Here is an 18,404-nt window from a genome sequence, read left to right as displayed (position 1 = left end):
GCTGGCGAGGGGGACACCCCTCACCAACTGAACGGATTCATGCGTTCTGTACCACCGCATCACTCTCCTCTTCAACCGCCATCCACCACGCACTCCCTCGTTGTGGATGCGCAATGTTGAACGCCTCCCCCATCCGCGGTGTGGTAATCGCAATACTGCGTTCCCATGCAAGCGCAAGGATGCGGTCAAAAGGTTCATGCCAGGCGTGCATGGCCAGGTCGAAGGTGCCGTTGTGGATCGGGAAGAGCCAGCGGCCCTTGAGGTCGATGTGGGCTTGCAGGGTTTCTTCCGGTTGCATGTGCACGTGGGGCCATTCGACGTTGTAGGCGCCGGTTTCCATCAGGGTCAGGTCGAACGGGCCGTATTGTTCGCCGATGCGTTTGAAGCCGTCGAAGTAACCGCTGTCGCCGCTGAAGAAGATTCGTGTGTCGGCGTCGATCATCACCCATGACGCCCACAGCGTGCTGTTGCCGTCGAACAGGCCACGGCCGGAGAAGTGCTGCGATGGGGTGGCGATGAAGCGGATACCGGCGATTTCGGTGCCCTGCCACCAGTCGTACTGGCGCACCTTGCTGGCGTCGATGCCCCATTTGATCAGGGTGTCGCCCACGCCCAGCGGAGTCAGGAAGTAAGTGGTTTTGGCGGCGAGTTTGAGTACCGCTTCGTAGTCGAGATGGTCGTAATGATTGTGCGAGAGGATCACCGCTTCGATCGGCGGCAGTTCGTCGATGCTGATCGGTGGTTGGTGGAAGCGTTTCGGGCCAGCCCATTGCACCGGCGAGGCGCGCTCGGCGAAGACGGGGTCGGTGATCCAGAATTTGTCGCGCATCTTCAGCAACAGCGTCGAGTGCCCCAAGCGGTAAACGCTGTGATTGGGCGCTGCGAGCAGATCTTCGCGAGTAAGCGGCTGCACAGGAATGGCGGCGCTCGGACGGGTGTCGCGCGGTTTGTGGAAAATCATGTTCCACATGATCCGCAGCATTTTGCGTACCCCTTCGCGCTGCACCGGCGCATGATTGCGAAACAGCCCTTGATCCTGGCGCGAGGCTTCAAGCGTGGGTGTGTTGTCCGGGAGAGAGACTGGATTGGCCATGACTGAACGACTCCGAAAAACCGTGTGCTGCACGGTATTCCACGGGAAATGAAAATGGCCAAGCTGCACGCAAAGGCCAAACGCTCTGGTTTGTAAGGTGCGAGGATTAACGCAACATTACACTGAGCGGTGTAGTTTCTAGGTTGCATCAAAGCCGGCGCCAAGTAAACTGCCGAGTGTAATTTCCCCCCTTCTCTGCCGAAGTCCGCTCATGACCGCTCCACAACGCCTCACCGACCGCAAACGCGAAGCCATCATCCAGGCGGCGATCGCCGAATTCCGTGCCCACGGGTTCGAAATCACCAGCATGGACAAGATCGCCGCCACGGCGGGGGTGTCGAAGCGGACGGTGTACAACCACTTCCCGAGCAAGGAAGAGCTGTTCGCCGAGATCCTTAATCAGTTGTGGGCGCGGATCATTGCCGAGCCATCGGTGAGCTACGACCGCGAGCGACCGCTGCATGAGCAGCTGCGCCTGATGCTGCAACAAAAAGTGCAGATGATGGCTGACGAGAATTTTCTCACCCTCGCCCGGGTGGCGATTGCCGCAACCATTCATTCCCCCGAACGTGCGCAGAACATGATCGAGCGCATGGGCGAGCGCGAGGAAGGCCTGACTGTCTGGATACGCGCGGCGCAAGCCGACGGACGGCTCAAACCGGTGGATCCAGAATTTGCCGCGCATCAAGTACAAGGTTTGCTCAAGGCATTCGCGTTCTGGCCGCAGATCTCGCTGGGTCGCGCGGCCCTTGATCCAGACGCGCAGAATGCAGTTGCCGAGTCGGCGCTGGAGATGTTCCTGGCACTGTATCAGCGGTGAATCACTGGCGCGGCGAGCCGCGTACAACTAATTTCGCAAAAAGTTATACAAACTCGTGAAAAATTCCTTCCTTGTACAACTTTATTAAGTTTTGTATAAGTAGCCATCTGCCAGTAACGGAACGCTGGCATTGAGCAGTCACCACCGAATGCCGTCCGTGCATTTCGGTCTGCCGGCGCAGGAATAGGGACTGAATCCTTTTGATTTTCCCCACTTCCCGAGTATCGCAAGCATGTTCTTCAATCGCCAGAAAGCCGCCCTCGCTGAACTGCAACACACCGTTTTTGACCAGGCTGCAATGCTCGAAGCGATCAACCGTTCGATGGCGGTGATCGAGTTCGATCTTGATGGCGTGGTGTTGCGTGCCAATGACAATTTCCTCAAGACCATGGGTTACACGGCTGCCCAGGCGATCGGCCAGCCGCACCGGCATTTCTGCACACCAGAGTTCGGGCGCAGTGCCCAATACACCGAGCTGTGGTCACGCCTGAAAAACGGTCAGTTCCAGTCCGGCACCTTTGAACGGGTCGACAGCAAAGGCCAGCCGATCTGGCTCGAGGCCAGTTACAACCCGATCAAGGATGCGTCGGGACGGGTGATCAAAGTGGTCAAGTACGCGATGGATGTCACCGCCAAGGTGCAGCAGGAGAACGAGGCCAACGCCAAACTGCAGGCGATTGATCGCGCGATGGCGGTGATCGAGTTCGATCTCGACGGCAATATTCTTACCGCCAACCAGAATTTTCTCACGCGCATGGGTTACAGCCTCGCAGAGCTCAAGGGCCAGCATCACCGCTTGTTCTGCACCCCGGCGCTGGTCAACAGCGGCGCCTATCAGGATTTCTGGCGGCGCCTGAATCAGGGCGAGTTCTTCCACGGGCAGTTCGAGCGCGTGGATAAACGCGGTCAGATCGTCTGGCTGGAGGCCAACTACAACCCGGTCTACGACGCTTCGGGGCGTTTGTACAAAGTCGTGAAGTTCGCGTCTGACGTTACCGCCCGTGTCGAGCAACACGAACAGGACGCGCGCAGTGCCAGCACCGCTTACCACATCTCGGTAGCAACTCGAAAAGTCGCCGAGCAAGGTACGCAAGTGATTCAACAGGCTGCCAGCGAAATGCGCGAAATCGCCGAGGACATCAGCCAGTCCTCAACGCTGATCGCGCAACTGGGCGACCGCTCCGAGCAGATCACCGCCATCGTCAACACCATCCGCGCGATCGCCGATCAGACCAACCTGCTCGCCCTCAACGCCGCCATCGAAGCCGCGCGCGCCGGTGAACAGGGCCGCGGCTTTGCCGTGGTGGCCGATGAAGTACGGCAACTGGCGGCGCGCACCAGCGGTTCCACCGCGGAGATCTCCACCATGATCAGCCTGATCCAGAGCGAAACACGGCAGGCGATCAAAAGCATGCAAGGCACCCGCGACCGCGCCGCAGAAGGCGTGGAACTGGCCAATCAGGCCGGCACGGTGATTCTGCAGATTCGCGATGGCGCCAGTGAGGCGGTGGATGCGGTGAGCATGTTTGCCAATGAGCGGGTGCCGGGGTAATGGCGGTAGTCTCAGTCACCAGGTGAAACTCGGGATAGTGGGATGGCAATCACGCGATCTATAGTGACTGCCATCCATCAGCAAGCGCAGGGAAATCCCATGGAAAATCGCGCCGTCCGCATCGCCCTGGTTGGCGATTACGACCCCCAAGTCACCGCTCATCAAGCGATCCCGGTTGCACTCGGCCTGGTCGCCGAACACCTGCAACGCACCGTGCAGTTCGAGTGGCTGGCCACTGAAGAGATCGGCACCGACACTGCGCTGACTCAATTCGATGGGTTCTGGTGTGTACCCGCCAGCCCTTATAAAAGTGAAGACGGTGCGCTACGCGCCATCCGCTTTGCCCGCGAGCAAGGGCGACCTTTCCTCGGCACCTGTGGCGGTTTTCAGCACGCGGTTCTGGAATATTCGCGCAATGTGCTGGGCTGGGCCGACGCCGAGCATGGGGAAACCTCGCCAGAATCCGAACGCGCAGTGCTCACGCCGCTGAGCTGCTCGCTGGTTGAAGCCATCGACGTCATTCACCTCCAGCCCGGTTCGTTGATCGCCAAGGCGTACGAAAAGTCTGAAATTGAAGAAGGCTATCGCTGCCGCTACGGCGTGAATCCGCAGTTCGAACAGCATTTGATGAGCGATCAGCTACAAGCGGTAGGCCGTGATTCAGCGGGGGATCTGCGCGCTATCGAACTGAAAAAACATCCGTTTTTCGTCGCCACGCTGTTCCAGCCGGAACGCGCCGCACTAAAAGGAAAAATGCCACCGCTGGTTCGCGCATTTATCGAAGCCTGCGGATTGCGGGATTGAGCGTTATGCATTCGGCCATTGAGGTTGGCGGCGCCCACAACGCCGCCTTCGCGAGCAGGCTCGCTCCCACATTGGATCTGTGGCGTTCACGAAATCCCTGTGGGAGCGAGCCTGCTCGCGAAGAGGCCCGCAACCACGCTGCAATACCTCAACCGCGCACCAGACTCCGCACCGCAACAATCTCCGGCACTTCAACCTTGCTCATGTAAACCCGCAGCGGCTCGGTGATGTTGATGCGGTCGTCGATGTGTTGATCGAGCAGCAACTGAATCAATTCGCGCTTGAGGGTCATGGTGGTTTCCGACGCCTTCGCCCAGACGAATTCACTGGCGGGGATGATGCCGTCGTCGGCCACGTCCATGCCGAATGAATCTTCGCTGAAGCGCACGATGTACTGGCCGGTTTTGCGGTTGAGGCCGACGAAGCCTTTGAGATCGTCGGCGGCCTGGCAGATGAGCTGGGAGGTGATGCGCATGGTAAACCTCACGAAAGATGATCGATGGTTTACACGCAGGGCAATGTAGCGGCGCGCCCTCTGCCGGGGCATATGCCGTGGGCAAGCGTACTGCAAACAGCGCCACAAAAGTGCAGGAAATTTCCGTTTTGCTCGGTTTATGTCGGTCTGGCGATAGCCCTGCGGCGCTTCAATTGTTAAAAGGTACGTCTCGAAAAAAACCTGCGAAAGGAACTCGACCATGCCTGCCACTTTTACCCGAAGCGCTCTGGTGCTGAGTCTGTTGTTCGGCCTCGGTCAGGCGCATGCCGCCAGCCACCCGGAGCCCAAGGCAATCGCTGCCGCCCATGGCATTCCGCATCCAGCGGTGATTGCCCACCGTGGCGCGTCGTTCGATGCCCCGGAATCCACCGCTGCGGCCTACAAACTGGCCCGTGACCTCGGCGCCGATTACCTGGAAATGGATTTGCAGCGCAGCAAGGACGGCGTGCTCTTCGCCCTGCACGACGACAACCTGCAACGCACCACCGACGTCGCCAGTAAATTCCCCGAGCGCAAGGACAGCCCGGCCACCGCGTTCACCATGGCCGAACTGAAAACCCTTGATGCCGGCAGCTGGTTCAACAGCAAATATCCTGACCGCGCACGCCCCTCCTACGCCGGGCTGAAGATTCTTACCCTCGATGAAATCATCGACATCGCCCGCGCCAACCCGCAGCACAAGCCGGGCCTGTACATCGAAACCAAAGAGCCGCAGCTGTTTCCCGGCATCGAACATGACCTCAAGGAAAAACTGCAGGATCGCGGCTGGCTCAGTCCGGCCGGTTCGAAGCTGGCGAAAAGTGCGCTCGGCGTCGGTCAGGGCAAAGGCAAGGTGATCCTGCAGACCTTCGATAAGAACAGCCTGCAATTGCTGGAAAAGGAAATGCCGCAAGTGCCGAAGATCCTGCTGTTGTGGGTCGGCGAAGGCAGCATCGAGCCTAAATCTGCGGTGACGTTTGCCGCGTCCGGCGAGAAAGACAAAAACGTTTTCTACGGCAAGCAGGAACCGAAGTCGGAAGCGGAATTCAAGCAATGGGTGGACTACGCCAAGGCCCAGGGCGCGATCGGCACCGGCCCTTCGGCGAAGCTGACCCATGGTGGTGATCAGAGCTATTCCGATCTGGTGCAACCGTGGATGAATCAGTACACCCACGATCAGGGCATGCTGGTACATGTTTATACGGTCGACGAGGCGGTGGACTACGAGAAAGTCATGGCGGCGGGTGTCGACGGCATCTTTACCAACCGCGCCAGTGAACTGTTGAAGTTTTACAAGCGTCCGGCTGTTGGCAGTGTTGATGAGGTTCTGAAGAAGAACGGTTTCTAAGTTGTTATCGAGTCGCCTGCTTCGCGAGCAGGCTCGCTCCCGCAAAGAGCAGTTTTATCGCGGAGCAGAGATTTAAGGGTGAATTAAGTTGCGCTGGTTAATCTGAACCCACTTACACAGATCAACCACTTCAACGCACTGCCAAGGAATGAACCGATGAAAACTTTGACTGCCCTGTTTACCGCCGCTGCCCTGACCCTCACCGCTGGCCTGGCTCAGGCTGATGTTCGCATCGACCAGATCCCGCAACTGGTCAAGGACGGCAAGATCAAGTCGCTGGAATCGATGAACGCCGAAGCACTGAAACTGCACCCGGGCGCAACGATTACCGACACCGACCTGGATAACCACTTCAATGGTTATGAGTATGAAGTTGAACTTAAAACCGCTGACGGCAAAGAGTTCGACGTGGACTTTGATGCCACCACCGGTAAAGTGCTGAGCAACAAGCAAGACACTTGATAGACAGCTGTTAAAGAGCCGCACGATTGAAAAATCGTGCGGCTTTTTCATGCCTGCCGTAAATCATGTGGGAGCGAGCCTGCTCGCGAAAGCGGAGTGTCAGCGACATCAATGTTGACTGTTCCACCGTTATCGCGAGCAGGCGAGGACCTACGAAAGTTGCCGGACGCTTGAACTCGCAATCAAGCACTCAACCGCGCCGTCACCTCATTCAATTGCCCCGACAACCCATGCAGGTTCTGACTGGCACTTTCGGTGCGCTGCACGTTGTCCAGGTTGGTGCTGGCAATCGCGGTGATTTCAGTCAGGTTGCGCGAGATATCCTCGGCCACTGAAGTCTGCTCCTCAGCGGCCGTGGCGATCTGCCGGTTCATGTCGCGAATCGCCTCCACCGCCAAGGTGATGCGCTCCAGCATCGCGCCGGCCTGGGTCACTTGCTCGACGCTTTCGTCACTGCGCGCCTGGCCGCTCTCGATAGCCTGCGCGGCATCGACAGCGCCGGTCTGCACGTTCTGAATGATCTGGTTGATCTCGATGATCGACTCCGCCGTGCGCTGAGCGAGGTTGCGCACCTCATCGGCGACGACGGCAAAACCACGCCCGGCCTCGCCCGCCCGCGCCGCTTCGATGGCCGCATTGAGCGCCAGCAAGTTGGTCTGTTCGGCGATGCCACGAATCACTTCCAGCACCTTGCCGATACGACCGCTGTCGGTTTCCAGGCGACGAATCACCGTGGCGGTGTTGGCGATTTCGCCGCGCATCTGCGTGATCGAGTGAATGGTGGTCTGCATGACCTTTTCACCCTGCTGCGCCGACTGATCGGCATCGTCGGCAGCACGCGCGGCATCGGCGGCATGACGGGCGACTTCCTGGGCGGTGGCGGACATTTCATTCATCGCCGTGGCCACTTGATCAGTGCGGTTGAATTGCTCGCTGGTGCCGCCGGCCATGGTCGTGGCAATGGCGTTCAACTCGCCGCTGGCGCTGTCCAGATCACCGGCGCTGCGTTGCAAGCGAGTGAAGGTGTCCGCCAGAAAATCGCGCAGAGTGTTCGCTGCGGCGGCGAGGTTGCCCAGTTCATCGCGACGCTCGCTGACAACACGTTCAGCCAACTGGCCACGGCTCAAGCGGGTGACGTAATCGATGAGGTTGCGGATCGGCTCGATCAGGTTGCGGCTGACCAGCCACAGGCTCAGCAGACCGATCAACAAGCCCGACGCGAGCATCACCAGCAGCCCCAGCCACACGGTGCGCTCAGCGCTGGCGCTGATCAACGCCGATTGCGCGGTGCCCTGCTCGCGCAGCTCGGCGACCAGTGCGCTCATCTGCTCGCTGGTGGCGCGATCAACGCCTTTGACCGCTGCGTCGCCGGCGCTCGGATCACCACCGGCAGCGACGTAGGCATCGCGGCCTTTCTGGTAGGCCGTGCCCAACTGGCGATGCGCCTCGCGCAAACGTTCGATGCGGGATTTGAGAGTTGCCTCGATGCCTTTCTGGCCGGCCAGTTCGCCGAGAATATTCTGCACGTCGCGCTGACGCTCTTCGAACTGGCTCCAGTATTTCGCCAGATCCGCCGGTTGCTTGCCGCGCAGCAGGACGTTTTTCCATTCCTGTACCTGCACTTTGAATTGCAGGTTGGCTTCATCGATCAGTTGCGACGTGTGCAACGGGCCGGCGATCAACTGGCTATAGCTTTGCACGCCGTTGGAGAGGAAATGAAAGCAGGCCAGCGCGATCAACAATATCGCCAGCAGACTGCCGCTCAGCAGGGCGAGAATTTGCGTTCTCAGGGATTTTTGCAGCATTGCAAGGTACTCGAAGCAGGGATGAGGCACGCCCGAGCGGACGTGAAAAATGGCCGGACTTCCCTGTCGACGTACCATGGCCAAGGGCCGATGGCGCGCAACCTGACTCACCTGAGATCGGCGCGCCAGAGGGCTTCTTGAGAATCTTCCGACAGTCGGTAACGCGTTGATTTGCTGTCACTTTGCTGTCACAAAACGGTCATATCGGCTTGCGATGATGCCGCTCAGGTGAACCTGAAACTCCCCCACCAGACACCTTTCCTCGCAGTGAGCCGCCATGAACCACAGCCTCGATATCAGCCATCGCGCCCCGGACCTGTTTGGCTTGCTCTACGGCTTTCGTTTTCTACCCGGTGAGCGCGGGCGCGAGATCGATTCGGCAACGGCCTTGCGCTGCTTGCAGGACGACGGCGACAGCGAAGAGTTTCTCTGGCTGCACCTGAACCTGGCCCACGCCGCGTGCGAGCGCTGGATGAAAAGTCATCTGCAATTACCCGAGGAGTTTTTCGAAGCGCTGCACGAAGGTTCGCGTTCGACGCGCATCGAGCATGTCGATTCGGCGCTGCTGGCGGTGGTCAACGATGTGGTGTTCAACCTCAGCAGCATGGTCTCCTCCGACGTGTCGACGCTGTGGGTCTGCGTGCGCAGCAAACTGATCGTCAGCGCGCGCCTGCAACCGCTGCACTCGGTGGACAAGTTGCGCTCGTCGGTGAAGGCCGGCGAATGCTTTCGCTCGCCCTCGGAACTACTCGTGCATTTGCTGCGCGATCAGGGCGAAGTGCTGACGCAGATCGTGCGCAAGACCAGTCTGAGTGTTGATCAGGTCGAAGACGAACTGCTCTCCTCGCGCCTGTCGACCAACCGCGCCGAACTTGGCGCCAACCGTCGCGTGCTGGTGCGTCTGCAACGGCTGCTGGCGCTGGAGCCGGGTTCGCTGCTGCGCCTGCTCAATCGTCCGCCGCCGTGGTTGCAGAAGGAGGACGTCAAGGAGTTGCGCAAATCCACCGAGGAGTTTGCGCTGATCATCAACGACCTCACAGCCCTCGGCGAACGGATCAAACTGTTACAGGAAGAAATCGCCGCCAACCTCAACGAACAGAGCAACCGCACGCTGTTCACCCTGACGGTGGTGACAGTGCTGGCCTTGCCGATCAACATCATTGCCGGTTTTTTCGGCATGAATGTCGGCGGTGTGCCGCTGTCCCAGGACCCGCATGGATTTTGGGTGCTGGTCGCGTTGGTAGCGACGTTCACCGTGATTGCCGGGCGCTGGGCGTTTCGCAAGCGTGGGGATTATTGAGCGCAAATCCCACACACAACACAGTCCTCCCACAGGGGCAATGTGCTCAATATCAGAGCGTTGAGCGGACCACATCGCCGAGCCAATCCATAAACACCCGCACCCGCAGCGGCAAATGCCGTTGCCGTGCGTACAGCAACGAAATCGCCATCGGCGGTGCGGTGTGTTGTGGCAGTACGGTCACCAGTTCGCCATTCTCCAGATGCGGCTGCATGCCGGTGCGCGGTACCTGCGTCAGGCCGAAGCCGCCCAGGCACGCCGCTTCATAGGCATCGGTGCTGTTGACCGTGACACTGCCGGCCATCGCCACGCGCCGCACCTCGCCGTTTTCCTCATAGACGAACCCCTCGGAACGCGAGCCCAGTACGCCGACGTAATGCACCAGCCGATGCTGCGCCAGATCCTCGATGGTCTGCGGCACGCCGTAACGTTGCAGGTAAGCCGGGCTGGCGCAATTGACCATCGGGAAGTCGCCGAGATGCCGGGCGACCACCGACTGATCCGGCTGCGCGCCGATGCGCAATACGCAGTCGAAACCCTCGCTGAGCAGATCGACGCGCCGGTCGGTACTGCTGATTTCCATCTGCAGATTCGGGTGGCGATCCATGAATTCCGGCAGGCGCGGCATGATCAAGCGTCGCGCGAGGATGTTCGGCATGTCGACGCGGATGCGCCCGGTCAGCGAAGCCTCGTCCTGACGGAACAACCCTTCGATCTCATCCATGTGCGAAAGCAAGTCCTTGCTGCGCTCATACAGCACCAGTCCATCCTGAGTGGCCTGCACCTTGCGCGTGGTGCGCTGCAACAGCCGCGTGCCGAGCAAGGCTTCGAGTGCCTGCACCTGTTCGGACACCGTGGAGCGCGGCAGACCGAGGCTTTCCCCGGCGAGGGTGAAACTCGACAGTTCGCTGACCCGGACGAAGGTGCGCAGCAGTTCCAGTTTGTTCATGACAAGCCCCGGTGATTGTTCGGCTGAGCCGATCAGTGATTCCGCTTTTGCCGTGTTTATCACCTCAGGGCGGATAAATAAACTTCTTCCATCCCATTCAACGCAATCGAGGAAGTCAGCATGAACCGCAAAATCGCACTGATCACTGGCGCCAGTCGTGGCCTCGGCCGCAGCGCCGCCCTGCACCTCGCCGCGCAAGGCATCGACATCATCGGCACCTACAACAGCCGCGCCGACGAGGCCCAGGCGCTGGTCACTGAATTGCAGGCGCTCGGCGCGAAAGCGGCGATGCTGCAACTGGACGTCGGCCGCAGCGAGAATTTCGCCGCGTTTGCCGCGCAGGTTGAACAGGTATTGGGGCAAACCTTTGAGCGTCAGCGCTTTGATTTCCTGATCAACAACGCCGGGGTCGGCGTGCATGCGCTGTTCAGCGAAACCACCCCGGAGCAGTTCGATCTGCTGATGAACGTGCAGTTGAAAGGGCCGTTTTTCCTGACCCAGCAACTGTTGCCACTGATCAACGACGGTGGGCGCATCGTCAATGTCTCCAGCGGCCTGACCCGCTTCAGCCTGCCCGGTTACGGCGCTTATGCTGCGATGAAAGGCGCGATGGAAGTGCTGACGCGTTATCAGGCGAAGGAGCTTGGCGCACGGCAGATTGGCGTGAACGTTCTGGCGCCGGGTGCGATTGAAACCGATTTCGGCGGTGGCACGGTGCGCGACAACAGCGCGGTCAACGCGATGGTTGCCAGCAACACCGCGCTGGGTCGTGTGGGGCTGCCGGATGATATTGGCGGTGCACTGGCGCTGCTGCTGTCAGAGGGTGGGCAGTGGATCAACGGTCAGCGGGTCGAGGCATCTGGCGGCATGTTTCTCTGACCTCAACCAACAGACTGTTTGTGGCGAGGGGATTTATCCCCGCTGGGCTGCGGAGCGGCCCCAAAATCGGGTCTGCTACGCAGCCCAACGGGGATAAATCCCCTCGCCACAGGGCTACCTCAGCTTTCATATGTGCGGCGGGCCATGAAGCGCTCGCGCAGTACGTCATAACCCCAGTGGTAGACGTAGGTGTACGGCAGGAAGAACAGCAGCACGCCAATGTCGAGCAACAACGCCTGCCACAGACTGACCGACAGCCACCAGGCTATCAGCGGCACGCCCATCACGATCAGTCCACCTTCGAACAACAGCGCATGCACTACACGGACCCAGGCGTTGTGCGGCAGATTCATCCGCGCCAATGCACGGTCGAAAAAACGGTTGAACACCACGTTCCACGCCAGCGCCAGCAGCGCGATCAACACGGTCACCGCGCCCATGTCGAGCAGCGGCTTTTGCATGATCCAGGCGAGCAGCGGGGTACAGATGAGGATGGCGAGAAATTCGAAACCGATAGCCTGAAAAACACGTTCGGTGATGGACTTGTGGGCAGTCATGGCCTGACTCCTTGTTTGACGATGGTTGCCATGATCTAACTGAATACCGATACTTCATAACCAATAACCATCGATCAAGGCGATAGTTCATGGCTTCGCAGGAAGTGCTGTTGGCATTTGTGCAGGCAGCGACGCAAGGCTCGTTTTCCGCAGCGGCGCGCAAATTGGGCCGCAGTCAGTCGACCATCAGCGCCGCGGTCGCCAGTCTCGAGATTGATCTGGATTTGCAGCTATTCGACCGCAGCAGCCGCAAGCCCACGCTCACCCCCGCCGGCCACGTGATGCTGCAAAAAGCCGAGGCGATTCTGGCCGCCACCAGTCGTCTGGAGATGAGCGCGCGGCAATTGGTGCAAGGTGTGGAACCGAAGCTGACGGTGGCGATTTCCGATACCTACCAGTCGTATCGTTTCGAGGCGGCGCTGGTGGGTTTCGAGCAGCGTTATCCGGAGCTTGAGCTGGAATGCCTGATTGCCGAATGCGATGACCTGATCGAACTGGTCCAGCGCGGCCGAGCGCATTTGGCCTTCGCGGAAATGCAAGACAACTACCCGCCGGATCTGGTGACCTCCACTGTGGCCGAGCGCACGGAGATAGCCCTGTTTGTCAGCCGTGAGCATGCGCTGGCGAAGCTTGAGCATGTCGATCAGCAGATTCTCGAGCAACATCGCGAATTGCGGCTGGCGACCATCGTCAATCCCTACGACAGTCGCGGCAAAGGCCGGGTGTGGTCGGCGCCGAGTTACCTGATGCTGCTGGAAATGGCGGAAAAAGGCTTTGGCTGGGCACCGTTGCCGAGGTGGCTGGTGCAGCGTTATGCCAATGATTTGCTGATAGAGCTCGACGTGCGCGGCTGGCCGAAACCGGTGTTTGTCGATGCGTTGTGGTCGCGCTTGTATCCGCCGGGGCCGGCGGGGAGCTGGTTGCTCAGCAAGATGCTTGAATAAGCGGTGCTGCCATTCGCGAGCAGGCTCGCTCCCACACTTGAAATGCGCTCACCTGTGGGAGCGAGCCTGCTCGCGAAAGGGCCAACCGCACCGACGCAGCTTCCAGATCAACCCAGGTCCCTCAGTCGCCCCTCGATAAATCGCCGCTCCGGCTCCTGCCGCGTCAGCTCCAGCGCCCGCTGATACGCCGCGCGCGCCTGCTCCACCCGACCCAACTGCCGGCAAAACTCCGCCCGCGCCGAATGGACCAAGTGGTAATCCTGCAACTCGCCCCGCGCCAGAATCCCTTCGATCACCAACAACCCGGCCAACGCCCCATCCCGCTTCGCCACCGCCACCGCCCGGTTCAGCTCGATCACTGGCGACGGCACCGCGCGCAGCAGCACGTCGTACAGACCGACAATCTGCTGCCAGTCAGTTTGCGCCGCCGACGGCGCTTCCGCATGCACCGCTGCAATCGCCGCTTGCAGGCAATACGGCCCGAACCGCCGCGTACTCAGCGCGCGCTCGACCAGCGCGCAGCCTTCGGCCATCAACCCGGCATCCCACAACGAGCGATCCTGATCGTCGAGCAATACCAGTTCACCGCTCGGTGAGGTGCGTGCCGGCCGGCGTGATTCATGCAGCAGCATCAGCGCCAGCAGACCCATGACTTCCGGCTCCGGCAGCAACTCCATCAACAAGCGCCCCAGCCGAATCGCTTCGCGCGTCAGATCATCGCGGGTCAGCTCGGCACCGACCGAGGCCGAATAGCCTTCGTTGAACACCAGATAAATCACCCGCAATACGCTGTCGAGGCGCTCGGGTAATTCGTTCAGCGTGGGTACTTGATAGGGGATTTTCGCGTCGCGGATCTTGGCCTTGGCGCGGACGATGCGCTGGGCAATCGCCGCCGGCGCCGAGAGAAAAGCGCGGGCGATTTCTTCGGTGGTGAGGTCGCAGACTTCGCGCAAGGTCAGCGGCACCTGCGCATCCGCCGCCAGGGCCGGGTGGCAGCAGGTGAAGATCAGCCGCAAGCGATCGTCTTCCACGTCTTCGCCACTCCAGTCAGCCTGTTCGAGTTCATCGAGTTGTGCCAGCAGCAACGGTTGCGACGCCTTGAACCGCGCGCGCCGGCGCAGCACATCGATGGCTTTGAAACGTCCGGTGGAGACCAGCCAGGTGCGCGGGTTGTCCGGCACGCCATCGCGCTGCCAGCGCTCGACCGCGACGAAGAACGCCTCGTGCAAGGCTTCTTCGGCGAGGTCGAAATCACCGAGCAGGCGGATCAGCGTGGCCAGAATCCGCCGCGAATCCTCGCGGTAGACCTGCTCGACCCGCGCCCTGACGTCAGACATTCAACTGCCGCACCGGACGTACCTCAACGCTGCCGACCCGCGCTGCCGGAATGTTGCCGGCGACCTGAATCGCTTCGTTGAGATCCTTGGCATCGATCAGGTAAAAACCGGCCAGTTGCTCCTTGGTTTCAGCGAAAGGCCCGTCGGTGATCGACACCTTGCCGTTGCGCATGCGTACCGTGGTGGCGGTTTCTACCGATTCCAGCGCTTCGGCGGCGATCATCCGCCCGCTGCCCTGAATCGACTCGGCGTAGGCCCAGCATTCAGCGTCCTCCGGGCTGTCCGGCGAGGTGTGCAGCAGGCGTTCATCGCTGTAGACCAGGCATAGGTATTTCATGGCGATCTCCTGATTCGAACGGATCAACTATGGCTGAAGATCAGGGGGTTACATCGAACAGCGTCGAGCCGCTCATCGGATCGAACGGTGCCGACCAGTGCTCGTGGGCAATCTTCCACGCTCCGCCGACCTGCCGATAACAGGCGGTCACGCGCATCCAGCAACTCTGGGTTTCGCCTTTGTCATTGGTGCCGCCGCAGTTGGCCACCCAATGGGCGAAAGCGATGTTGTCGGCACGTTCGATGGCGATTTCGTGGAACTCGAAGATGTGCGGGCCGGGGCACATTTCCATGCACTCGACCCAGTGCGCGCGGTAGGCCGCTTTGCCTTTGAATTGCAGGGCCTTGATCGCATCGAACGAGACGATGTCGTCGGCGTACAGGGCCATGACTTTCTCGACGTCCTTGGCCATTACCGCTTCGCGATAGGTATTGATCAGGGTCTGGATTTCGCTTTGTGCGCTCATGGTGTTCTCCGTGTTTTTTGTTGTGAAGACACCCTTAGTCGTTTGCCCTTTGCGCAGATCGACAGGGCAAACAAAAAAATTTCGCCGACAACAATGTCGCTAGAATCCGAGCTTCAATCCTTGTAGGAAAAAGGAAATTCCCGTGTCAGCCCAACTCGTGCCTTACGACAGCCTCAGCCCTTTGCAGCGTGAGCAAGTCGAGTCGATTGAAATTCACCCCGAGCAGATCAAGTTCTCCGGAGACATCCACGGTGCCCTGCACACCCTGCTGTCGAAACCCGGCCCCGGCGTAAAGGGTTTTGCCCTGCTGGCGGACGACGCACCGGTGGCGTTTCTGCTGCTCAAGCGCCCGCCGGTATTGCCCGACTGGGCCGACGAACACAGCGCCACATTGCATGCTCTGCAGGTCGATCGGCGCGCGCAGGGCAAGGGTTACGGCAAGGCGTGCCTGCAAGCGCTGCCCGCTGTCGCCCGTGAAGCGTGGCCGGAGATCAAGGGGCTGGAATTGTCGGTGGACGCTGATAACGAGGCGGCGATTGCGCTATACGCCAGGCATGGCTATGTCGACAGCGGTGAAGCGTACAAGGGCCGGATTGGGTACGAGCGGCGGATGGGGCTGTTTTTTTAAATCGTAGAGGGATAACGATGATTGACTCAATCGAAGCACTGGAAGCTATTTACGGATTGCCCCACGAACGTGCGGTGCGCAAGCAGATCGGCTTTCTCAACGAGGATTATCAGGCGATGGTGCGCCTGTCGCCGCTAGTGATCGTCAGCTCGGTGGGGACCGATGGCCTCGATAACTCGCCGCGCGGTGATGCGCCGGGGTTTGTTCGGATCATTGATCAAAACACGTTGGCCCTGCCGGATCGCCCGGGCAACAACCGCATCGATACCTTGCGCAATGTGCTGCACGATTCGCGGGTGTCGCTGCTGTTCATCATTCCCGGGATCGGCGAAACATTGCGGGTCAATGGCACGGCCCTGATCAGCGATGAACCGGCGTTGCTGGAGAGTTTCGCGGTGAATGGCAAACCGGCGAAAACTGTGTTGCTGGTGACGGTGGACGCGGCGTTTTTTCACTGTTCGAAAGCCTTTGTCCGCTCGGATGCGTGGAATCCCGAAACGCACCTGCCGCGCTCGGCCTTGCCATCTGCTGGCGCATTTCACAAGCGCCTGAATGACGGCCAGTTCGACGCCGACACCTACGATCGGGAAGCGCCGAAACGGGTGCGTGAAAGCCTTTACTAACCGCGTAACTACAAACACCTCAAAACCCTGTGGGAGCGAGCCTGCTCGCGAAGGCATCGTGTCAGTCGACACTTGCTTAGCTGAAATACCGCTTTCGCGAGCAGGCTCGCTCCCACAGTTTTGATTGAAGTTCAGAGGGTCAGGATCATCTCGTGCCACGCCATGCCGCCGTGGTCGGACTCGGACGGCTTGATGTAGGCAAAGCCAAATCCGGCGTACAACGCAATGTGTTGCTCTTTGCACATCAGATGAATCGTCGCTTTGTCCATGGCGCGCATGCGCTCGATGAATTCGCCGAGCAGGCGCTTGGCCAGGCCCTGCCCTTGGTAATCCGGGTGCACCACCACCGACATGATCACCACGTTCGGGCCTTTCGGGTCGTGGCCGATCAGCTCCTTGAAGGCCTCGTCGGACATCTGCACGTCGAACGCCGCGCCGGAATTGATGAAACCGGCGACCACGCCGTCCACCTCGGCGACGATGAAGCCGTCCGGCCAAGTGGCGATGCGCGTGGCGATCTTTTCGCGGGTGGCGGCTTCGTCGCCTTCGTAGGCGACGGTTTCGATGGCGTAGCAGCGGTCGAGGTCGGCGGCGCTGACGTTGCGGATCACGGTGTTCATGGCAGCTCAAAAATCTGTGGAAACAAGGCCCGCCAGCATAATGCAGAACCAACGGGGCGGACATGCTCCACCTCGATTGTTACGCCGCTCAGGCCTTGATCGGCAGCCAGATTTCCAGGGTGCCGGTATTGAGTTTCGGGTTGTAATCCTCGCTGTAGCGCTCGAATTCCGGGGCGTCCGCCGCTTCGTGGCCGGACTGCGGCAGCCAAGTGTTCCAGATGTACTGGAAGGTGTCAGGGAGTTGCGCCAGTGACCCCTTGTGCTCGAACACCGCATATTTCTGCGGCTGGATTTCAACCCAGCGGTACTTTTCCGGCAGGTCGTCGAGCTTGTCGATCTGCACCCCGGCGATGTATTCGAAACCGCCCTCGCCGTCCGCATTGCAGCAAACGCCGTAGGTTATTTCGTTGACTTGCGCGGGGATTTTTCCCAAGTGCGGGATCAGCTTTTCCCACAACGCGGGAATGTCTTCGGTGGTCTCCTGAGTGAATCGCCCGCCGAAACCGGCAATCAGCAGGAATTGCCCGTGTTCGAAGCGAGGCTCGGTTATCTCGACGCGTTGTTGTTCATCCATGACGCGACTCCTCAGAACGGAAAAGTGGATTCGGCTGGGAGTATAGAAAGCCCGACCCGTTTCGCACGTTTACAGCGAGTGCAACTGCTCGACGGCGCCCGAGCCGACGAACTCGTTGTAGCCGGAAACGATCACGTACACCGCGAAATAACAGAAGATCGCCGCCGATGCCAGATAGGAGTAGCGCAGAAGCTTGTCGCCCAGCAGTTTGCCGCCGTGGCTTGCAGCGAAGCACAGACCCGCCGACCACAGCAGCCCGGCGCAGAGAAAACCACCGAGAAACAGCGCCGAACTCAACGGACCACCGCCACCGGATCGGGCGATCAACGTGCCGCCAACCGCAGCAAACCAGAGAATCGCACTCGGCGACGACATGGCGAGGAAGATGCCGCGAAAGAATTCCTTGCGATGAGAGTTCTGCCCCACTTCCGCCGTTTCCGCCAGCAGCGCTTCGTGGTGAATCGCCGAATAAATCATCTTCGCCGCGAAGTAGATCAGCAGCGCCGAACCGCCAATCCACAGGACCCAGCGCACGGTTTCGTATTGCAGCAGGACGGTCATGCCGGCCAGCGCCAGCACCGCGTAAATCAGGTCGCCGACACAGGTACCCAGGCCCAGGGCGAAGCCCTGAAAGTAGCCGCGCTGCATGGCCAGGGTGATCATCGCGATGTTGGCTACGCCGATATCCAGGCACAGCGAAAGGCTCAGCAAGAAGCCGCTGGTGAATTCCATTGACCGATTTTCCTTGAAAAAAATGTTTACAACCGCGCTGGACAGTATGCCATCACTGCCCTTATCTTCCGCCACAGGTCACCGCAGTGACCAGCGTCG

General features: G+C 59.9%; 21 protein-coding genes and 1 pseudogene. 10 read left to right on the top strand and 12 right to left on the bottom strand.

The features are described from left to right. Nucleotides 1–37: 37 nt before the first annotated feature. Entirely contained in the window at nucleotides 38–1,093 is a 1,056-nt protein-coding gene (locus AB4N47_RS03420; protein ID WP_460154413.1) for an MBL fold metallo-hydrolase, read from the bottom strand. A gap of 211 nt (nucleotides 1,094–1,304) precedes the next feature. On the opposite strand from AB4N47_RS03420, the gene AB4N47_RS03415 reads away from it, so the two are divergent. The 3 genes from AB4N47_RS03415 (at nucleotide 1,305) to AB4N47_RS03405 (ending at nucleotide 4,269) form a co-directional block, all read left to right on the top strand. Further along, entirely contained in the window at nucleotides 1,305–1,913 is a 609-nt protein-coding gene (locus tag AB4N47_RS03415) for a TetR/AcrR family transcriptional regulator (protein ID WP_264365654.1), read from the top strand. Between the two features lie 232 nt (nucleotides 1,914–2,145). Next, on the top strand, nucleotides 2,146–3,465 hold the full coding sequence (locus tag AB4N47_RS03410) for a methyl-accepting chemotaxis protein (RefSeq protein WP_110602425.1): 1,320 nt from the start codon (nucleotides 2,146–2,148) through the stop codon (nucleotides 3,463–3,465). Nucleotides 3,466–3,564: 99 nt separating this feature from the next. Further along, a complete protein-coding gene (locus AB4N47_RS03405; RefSeq protein ID WP_336354261.1) occupies nucleotides 3,565–4,269 on the top strand; it encodes a CTP synthase C-terminal region-related (seleno)protein in 705 nt (234 codons plus the stop codon). A gap of 148 nt (nucleotides 4,270–4,417) precedes the next feature. Here the strand turns inward: AB4N47_RS03405 and AB4N47_RS03400 are convergent, their stop codons facing one another. After that, complete coding sequence (locus AB4N47_RS03400; RefSeq protein WP_336354262.1) at nucleotides 4,418–4,744, bottom strand: DUF2025 family protein; 327 nt, start codon at nucleotides 4,742–4,744, stop codon at nucleotides 4,418–4,420. 220 nt (nucleotides 4,745–4,964) lie between these two features. Between AB4N47_RS03400 and AB4N47_RS03395 the strand changes: the two genes are divergently transcribed. Then, entirely contained in the window at nucleotides 4,965–6,092 is a 1,128-nt protein-coding gene (locus AB4N47_RS03395; protein WP_024014034.1) for a glycerophosphodiester phosphodiesterase, read from the top strand. Between the two features lie 156 nt (nucleotides 6,093–6,248). Then, nucleotides 6,249–6,554, top strand: coding sequence for a PepSY domain-containing protein (locus tag AB4N47_RS03390; protein WP_030142484.1), 306 nt, complete (start codon nucleotides 6,249–6,251; stop codon nucleotides 6,552–6,554). Nucleotides 6,555–6,736: 182 nt separating this feature from the next. Here AB4N47_RS03390 and AB4N47_RS03385 read toward each other — a convergent pair whose 3' ends face one another. Together AB4N47_RS03385 and AB4N47_RS03380 are read right to left on the bottom strand one after the other, a co-directional pair. Next, entirely contained in the window at nucleotides 6,737–7,504 is a 768-nt protein-coding gene (locus tag AB4N47_RS03385) for a methyl-accepting chemotaxis protein (protein ID WP_408005036.1), read from the bottom strand. Nucleotides 7,505–7,621: 117 nt separating this feature from the next. Next, a pseudogene (locus AB4N47_RS03380) lies at nucleotides 7,622–7,780 on the bottom strand (HAMP domain-containing protein); the annotation flags it as partial. Nucleotides 7,781–8,636: 856 nt separating this feature from the next. Between AB4N47_RS03380 and AB4N47_RS03375 the strand changes: the two are divergent. Then, on the top strand, nucleotides 8,637–9,659 hold the full coding sequence (locus tag AB4N47_RS03375; RefSeq protein ID WP_016773564.1) for a transporter: 1,023 nt from the start codon (nucleotides 8,637–8,639) through the stop codon (nucleotides 9,657–9,659). 52 nt (nucleotides 9,660–9,711) lie between these two features. Here AB4N47_RS03375 and AB4N47_RS03370 read toward each other — a convergent pair whose 3' ends face one another. After that, nucleotides 9,712–10,608 (bottom strand): LysR family transcriptional regulator, encoded by an 897-nt coding sequence (locus AB4N47_RS03370; RefSeq protein ID WP_024014036.1) that lies wholly within the window; start codon nucleotides 10,606–10,608, stop codon nucleotides 9,712–9,714. Between the two features lie 120 nt (nucleotides 10,609–10,728). Here AB4N47_RS03370 and AB4N47_RS03365 point away from each other — a divergent pair, with 120 nt between their 5' ends. After that, the gene (locus tag AB4N47_RS03365; RefSeq protein WP_341638974.1) at nucleotides 10,729–11,487 is read left to right on the top strand and encodes an SDR family NAD(P)-dependent oxidoreductase; all 759 of its coding nucleotides are present in this window, start codon (nucleotides 10,729–10,731) and stop codon (nucleotides 11,485–11,487) included. Nucleotides 11,488–11,606: 119 nt separating this feature from the next. Here AB4N47_RS03365 and AB4N47_RS03360 read toward each other — a convergent pair whose 3' ends face one another. Then, a complete protein-coding gene (locus AB4N47_RS03360; protein ID WP_341638973.1) occupies nucleotides 11,607–12,044 on the bottom strand; it encodes a multidrug/biocide efflux PACE transporter in 438 nt (145 codons plus the stop codon). Between the two features lie 89 nt (nucleotides 12,045–12,133). Between AB4N47_RS03360 and AB4N47_RS03355 the strand changes: the two genes are divergently transcribed. Further along, nucleotides 12,134–12,988 carry a LysR family transcriptional regulator gene (locus tag AB4N47_RS03355; protein ID WP_341638972.1) on the top strand — a complete coding sequence of 285 codons (855 nt, stop codon included), beginning with the start codon at nucleotides 12,134–12,136 and terminating at the stop codon, nucleotides 12,986–12,988. A 107-nt stretch (nucleotides 12,989–13,095) separates the two neighbouring features. On the opposite strand, the gene AB4N47_RS03350 is transcribed toward AB4N47_RS03355, so the two are convergent. Genes AB4N47_RS03350 through AB4N47_RS03340 form a run of 3 tightly spaced genes read right to left on the bottom strand, consistent with a single transcriptional unit; the run spans nucleotide 13,096 to nucleotide 15,128 of the window. Continuing rightward, a complete protein-coding gene (locus tag AB4N47_RS03350) occupies nucleotides 13,096–14,325 on the bottom strand; it encodes an RNA polymerase sigma factor (protein ID WP_341638971.1) in 1,230 nt (409 codons plus the stop codon). Next, entirely contained in the window at nucleotides 14,318–14,662 is a 345-nt protein-coding gene (locus AB4N47_RS03345) for a YciI family protein (protein ID WP_039758054.1), read from the bottom strand. Before AB4N47_RS03345 ends, AB4N47_RS03350 begins: the two co-directional genes overlap by 8 nt. A 40-nt stretch (nucleotides 14,663–14,702) precedes the next feature. Next, the gene (locus AB4N47_RS03340) at nucleotides 14,703–15,128 is read right to left on the bottom strand and encodes a YybH family protein (protein ID WP_341638970.1); all 426 of its coding nucleotides are present in this window, start codon (nucleotides 15,126–15,128) and stop codon (nucleotides 14,703–14,705) included. Nucleotides 15,129–15,270: 142 nt separating this feature from the next. On the opposite strand from AB4N47_RS03340, the gene AB4N47_RS03335 reads away from it, so the two are divergent. Together AB4N47_RS03335 and AB4N47_RS03330 are read left to right on the top strand one after the other, a co-directional pair. Beyond that, complete coding sequence (locus tag AB4N47_RS03335) at nucleotides 15,271–15,756, top strand: GNAT family N-acetyltransferase (protein ID WP_341638969.1); 486 nt, start codon at nucleotides 15,271–15,273, stop codon at nucleotides 15,754–15,756. A 17-nt stretch (nucleotides 15,757–15,773) separates the two neighbouring features. Next, a complete protein-coding gene (locus AB4N47_RS03330; protein ID WP_341638968.1) occupies nucleotides 15,774–16,379 on the top strand; it encodes a pyridoxamine 5'-phosphate oxidase family protein in 606 nt (201 codons plus the stop codon). A 131-nt stretch (nucleotides 16,380–16,510) separates the two neighbouring features. Here AB4N47_RS03330 and AB4N47_RS03325 read toward each other — a convergent pair whose 3' ends face one another. The 3 genes from AB4N47_RS03325 to AB4N47_RS03315 all read right to left on the bottom strand — a co-directional run bounded on the left by AB4N47_RS03325 (nucleotide 16,511) and on the right by AB4N47_RS03315 (nucleotide 18,305). Beyond that, nucleotides 16,511–16,999, bottom strand: a complete 489-nt coding sequence (locus tag AB4N47_RS03325) for a GNAT family N-acetyltransferase (protein WP_016773555.1) — start codon at nucleotides 16,997–16,999, stop codon at nucleotides 16,511–16,513. Nucleotides 17,000–17,087: 88 nt separating this feature from the next. After that, complete coding sequence (locus AB4N47_RS03320) at nucleotides 17,088–17,573, bottom strand: GyrI-like domain-containing protein (protein ID WP_341638967.1); 486 nt, start codon at nucleotides 17,571–17,573, stop codon at nucleotides 17,088–17,090. Nucleotides 17,574–17,642: 69 nt separating this feature from the next. After that, a complete protein-coding gene (locus AB4N47_RS03315) occupies nucleotides 17,643–18,305 on the bottom strand; it encodes a LysE family translocator (RefSeq protein ID WP_016773553.1) in 663 nt (220 codons plus the stop codon). Nucleotides 18,306–18,404 lie beyond the last annotated feature (99 nt).

This window comes from Pseudomonas sp. S3_G06 (genome assembly GCF_054667565.1).
The sequence above is the reverse complement of the archived record's forward strand: the minus strand, read 5'-3'. Positions and strand labels throughout refer to the sequence as shown.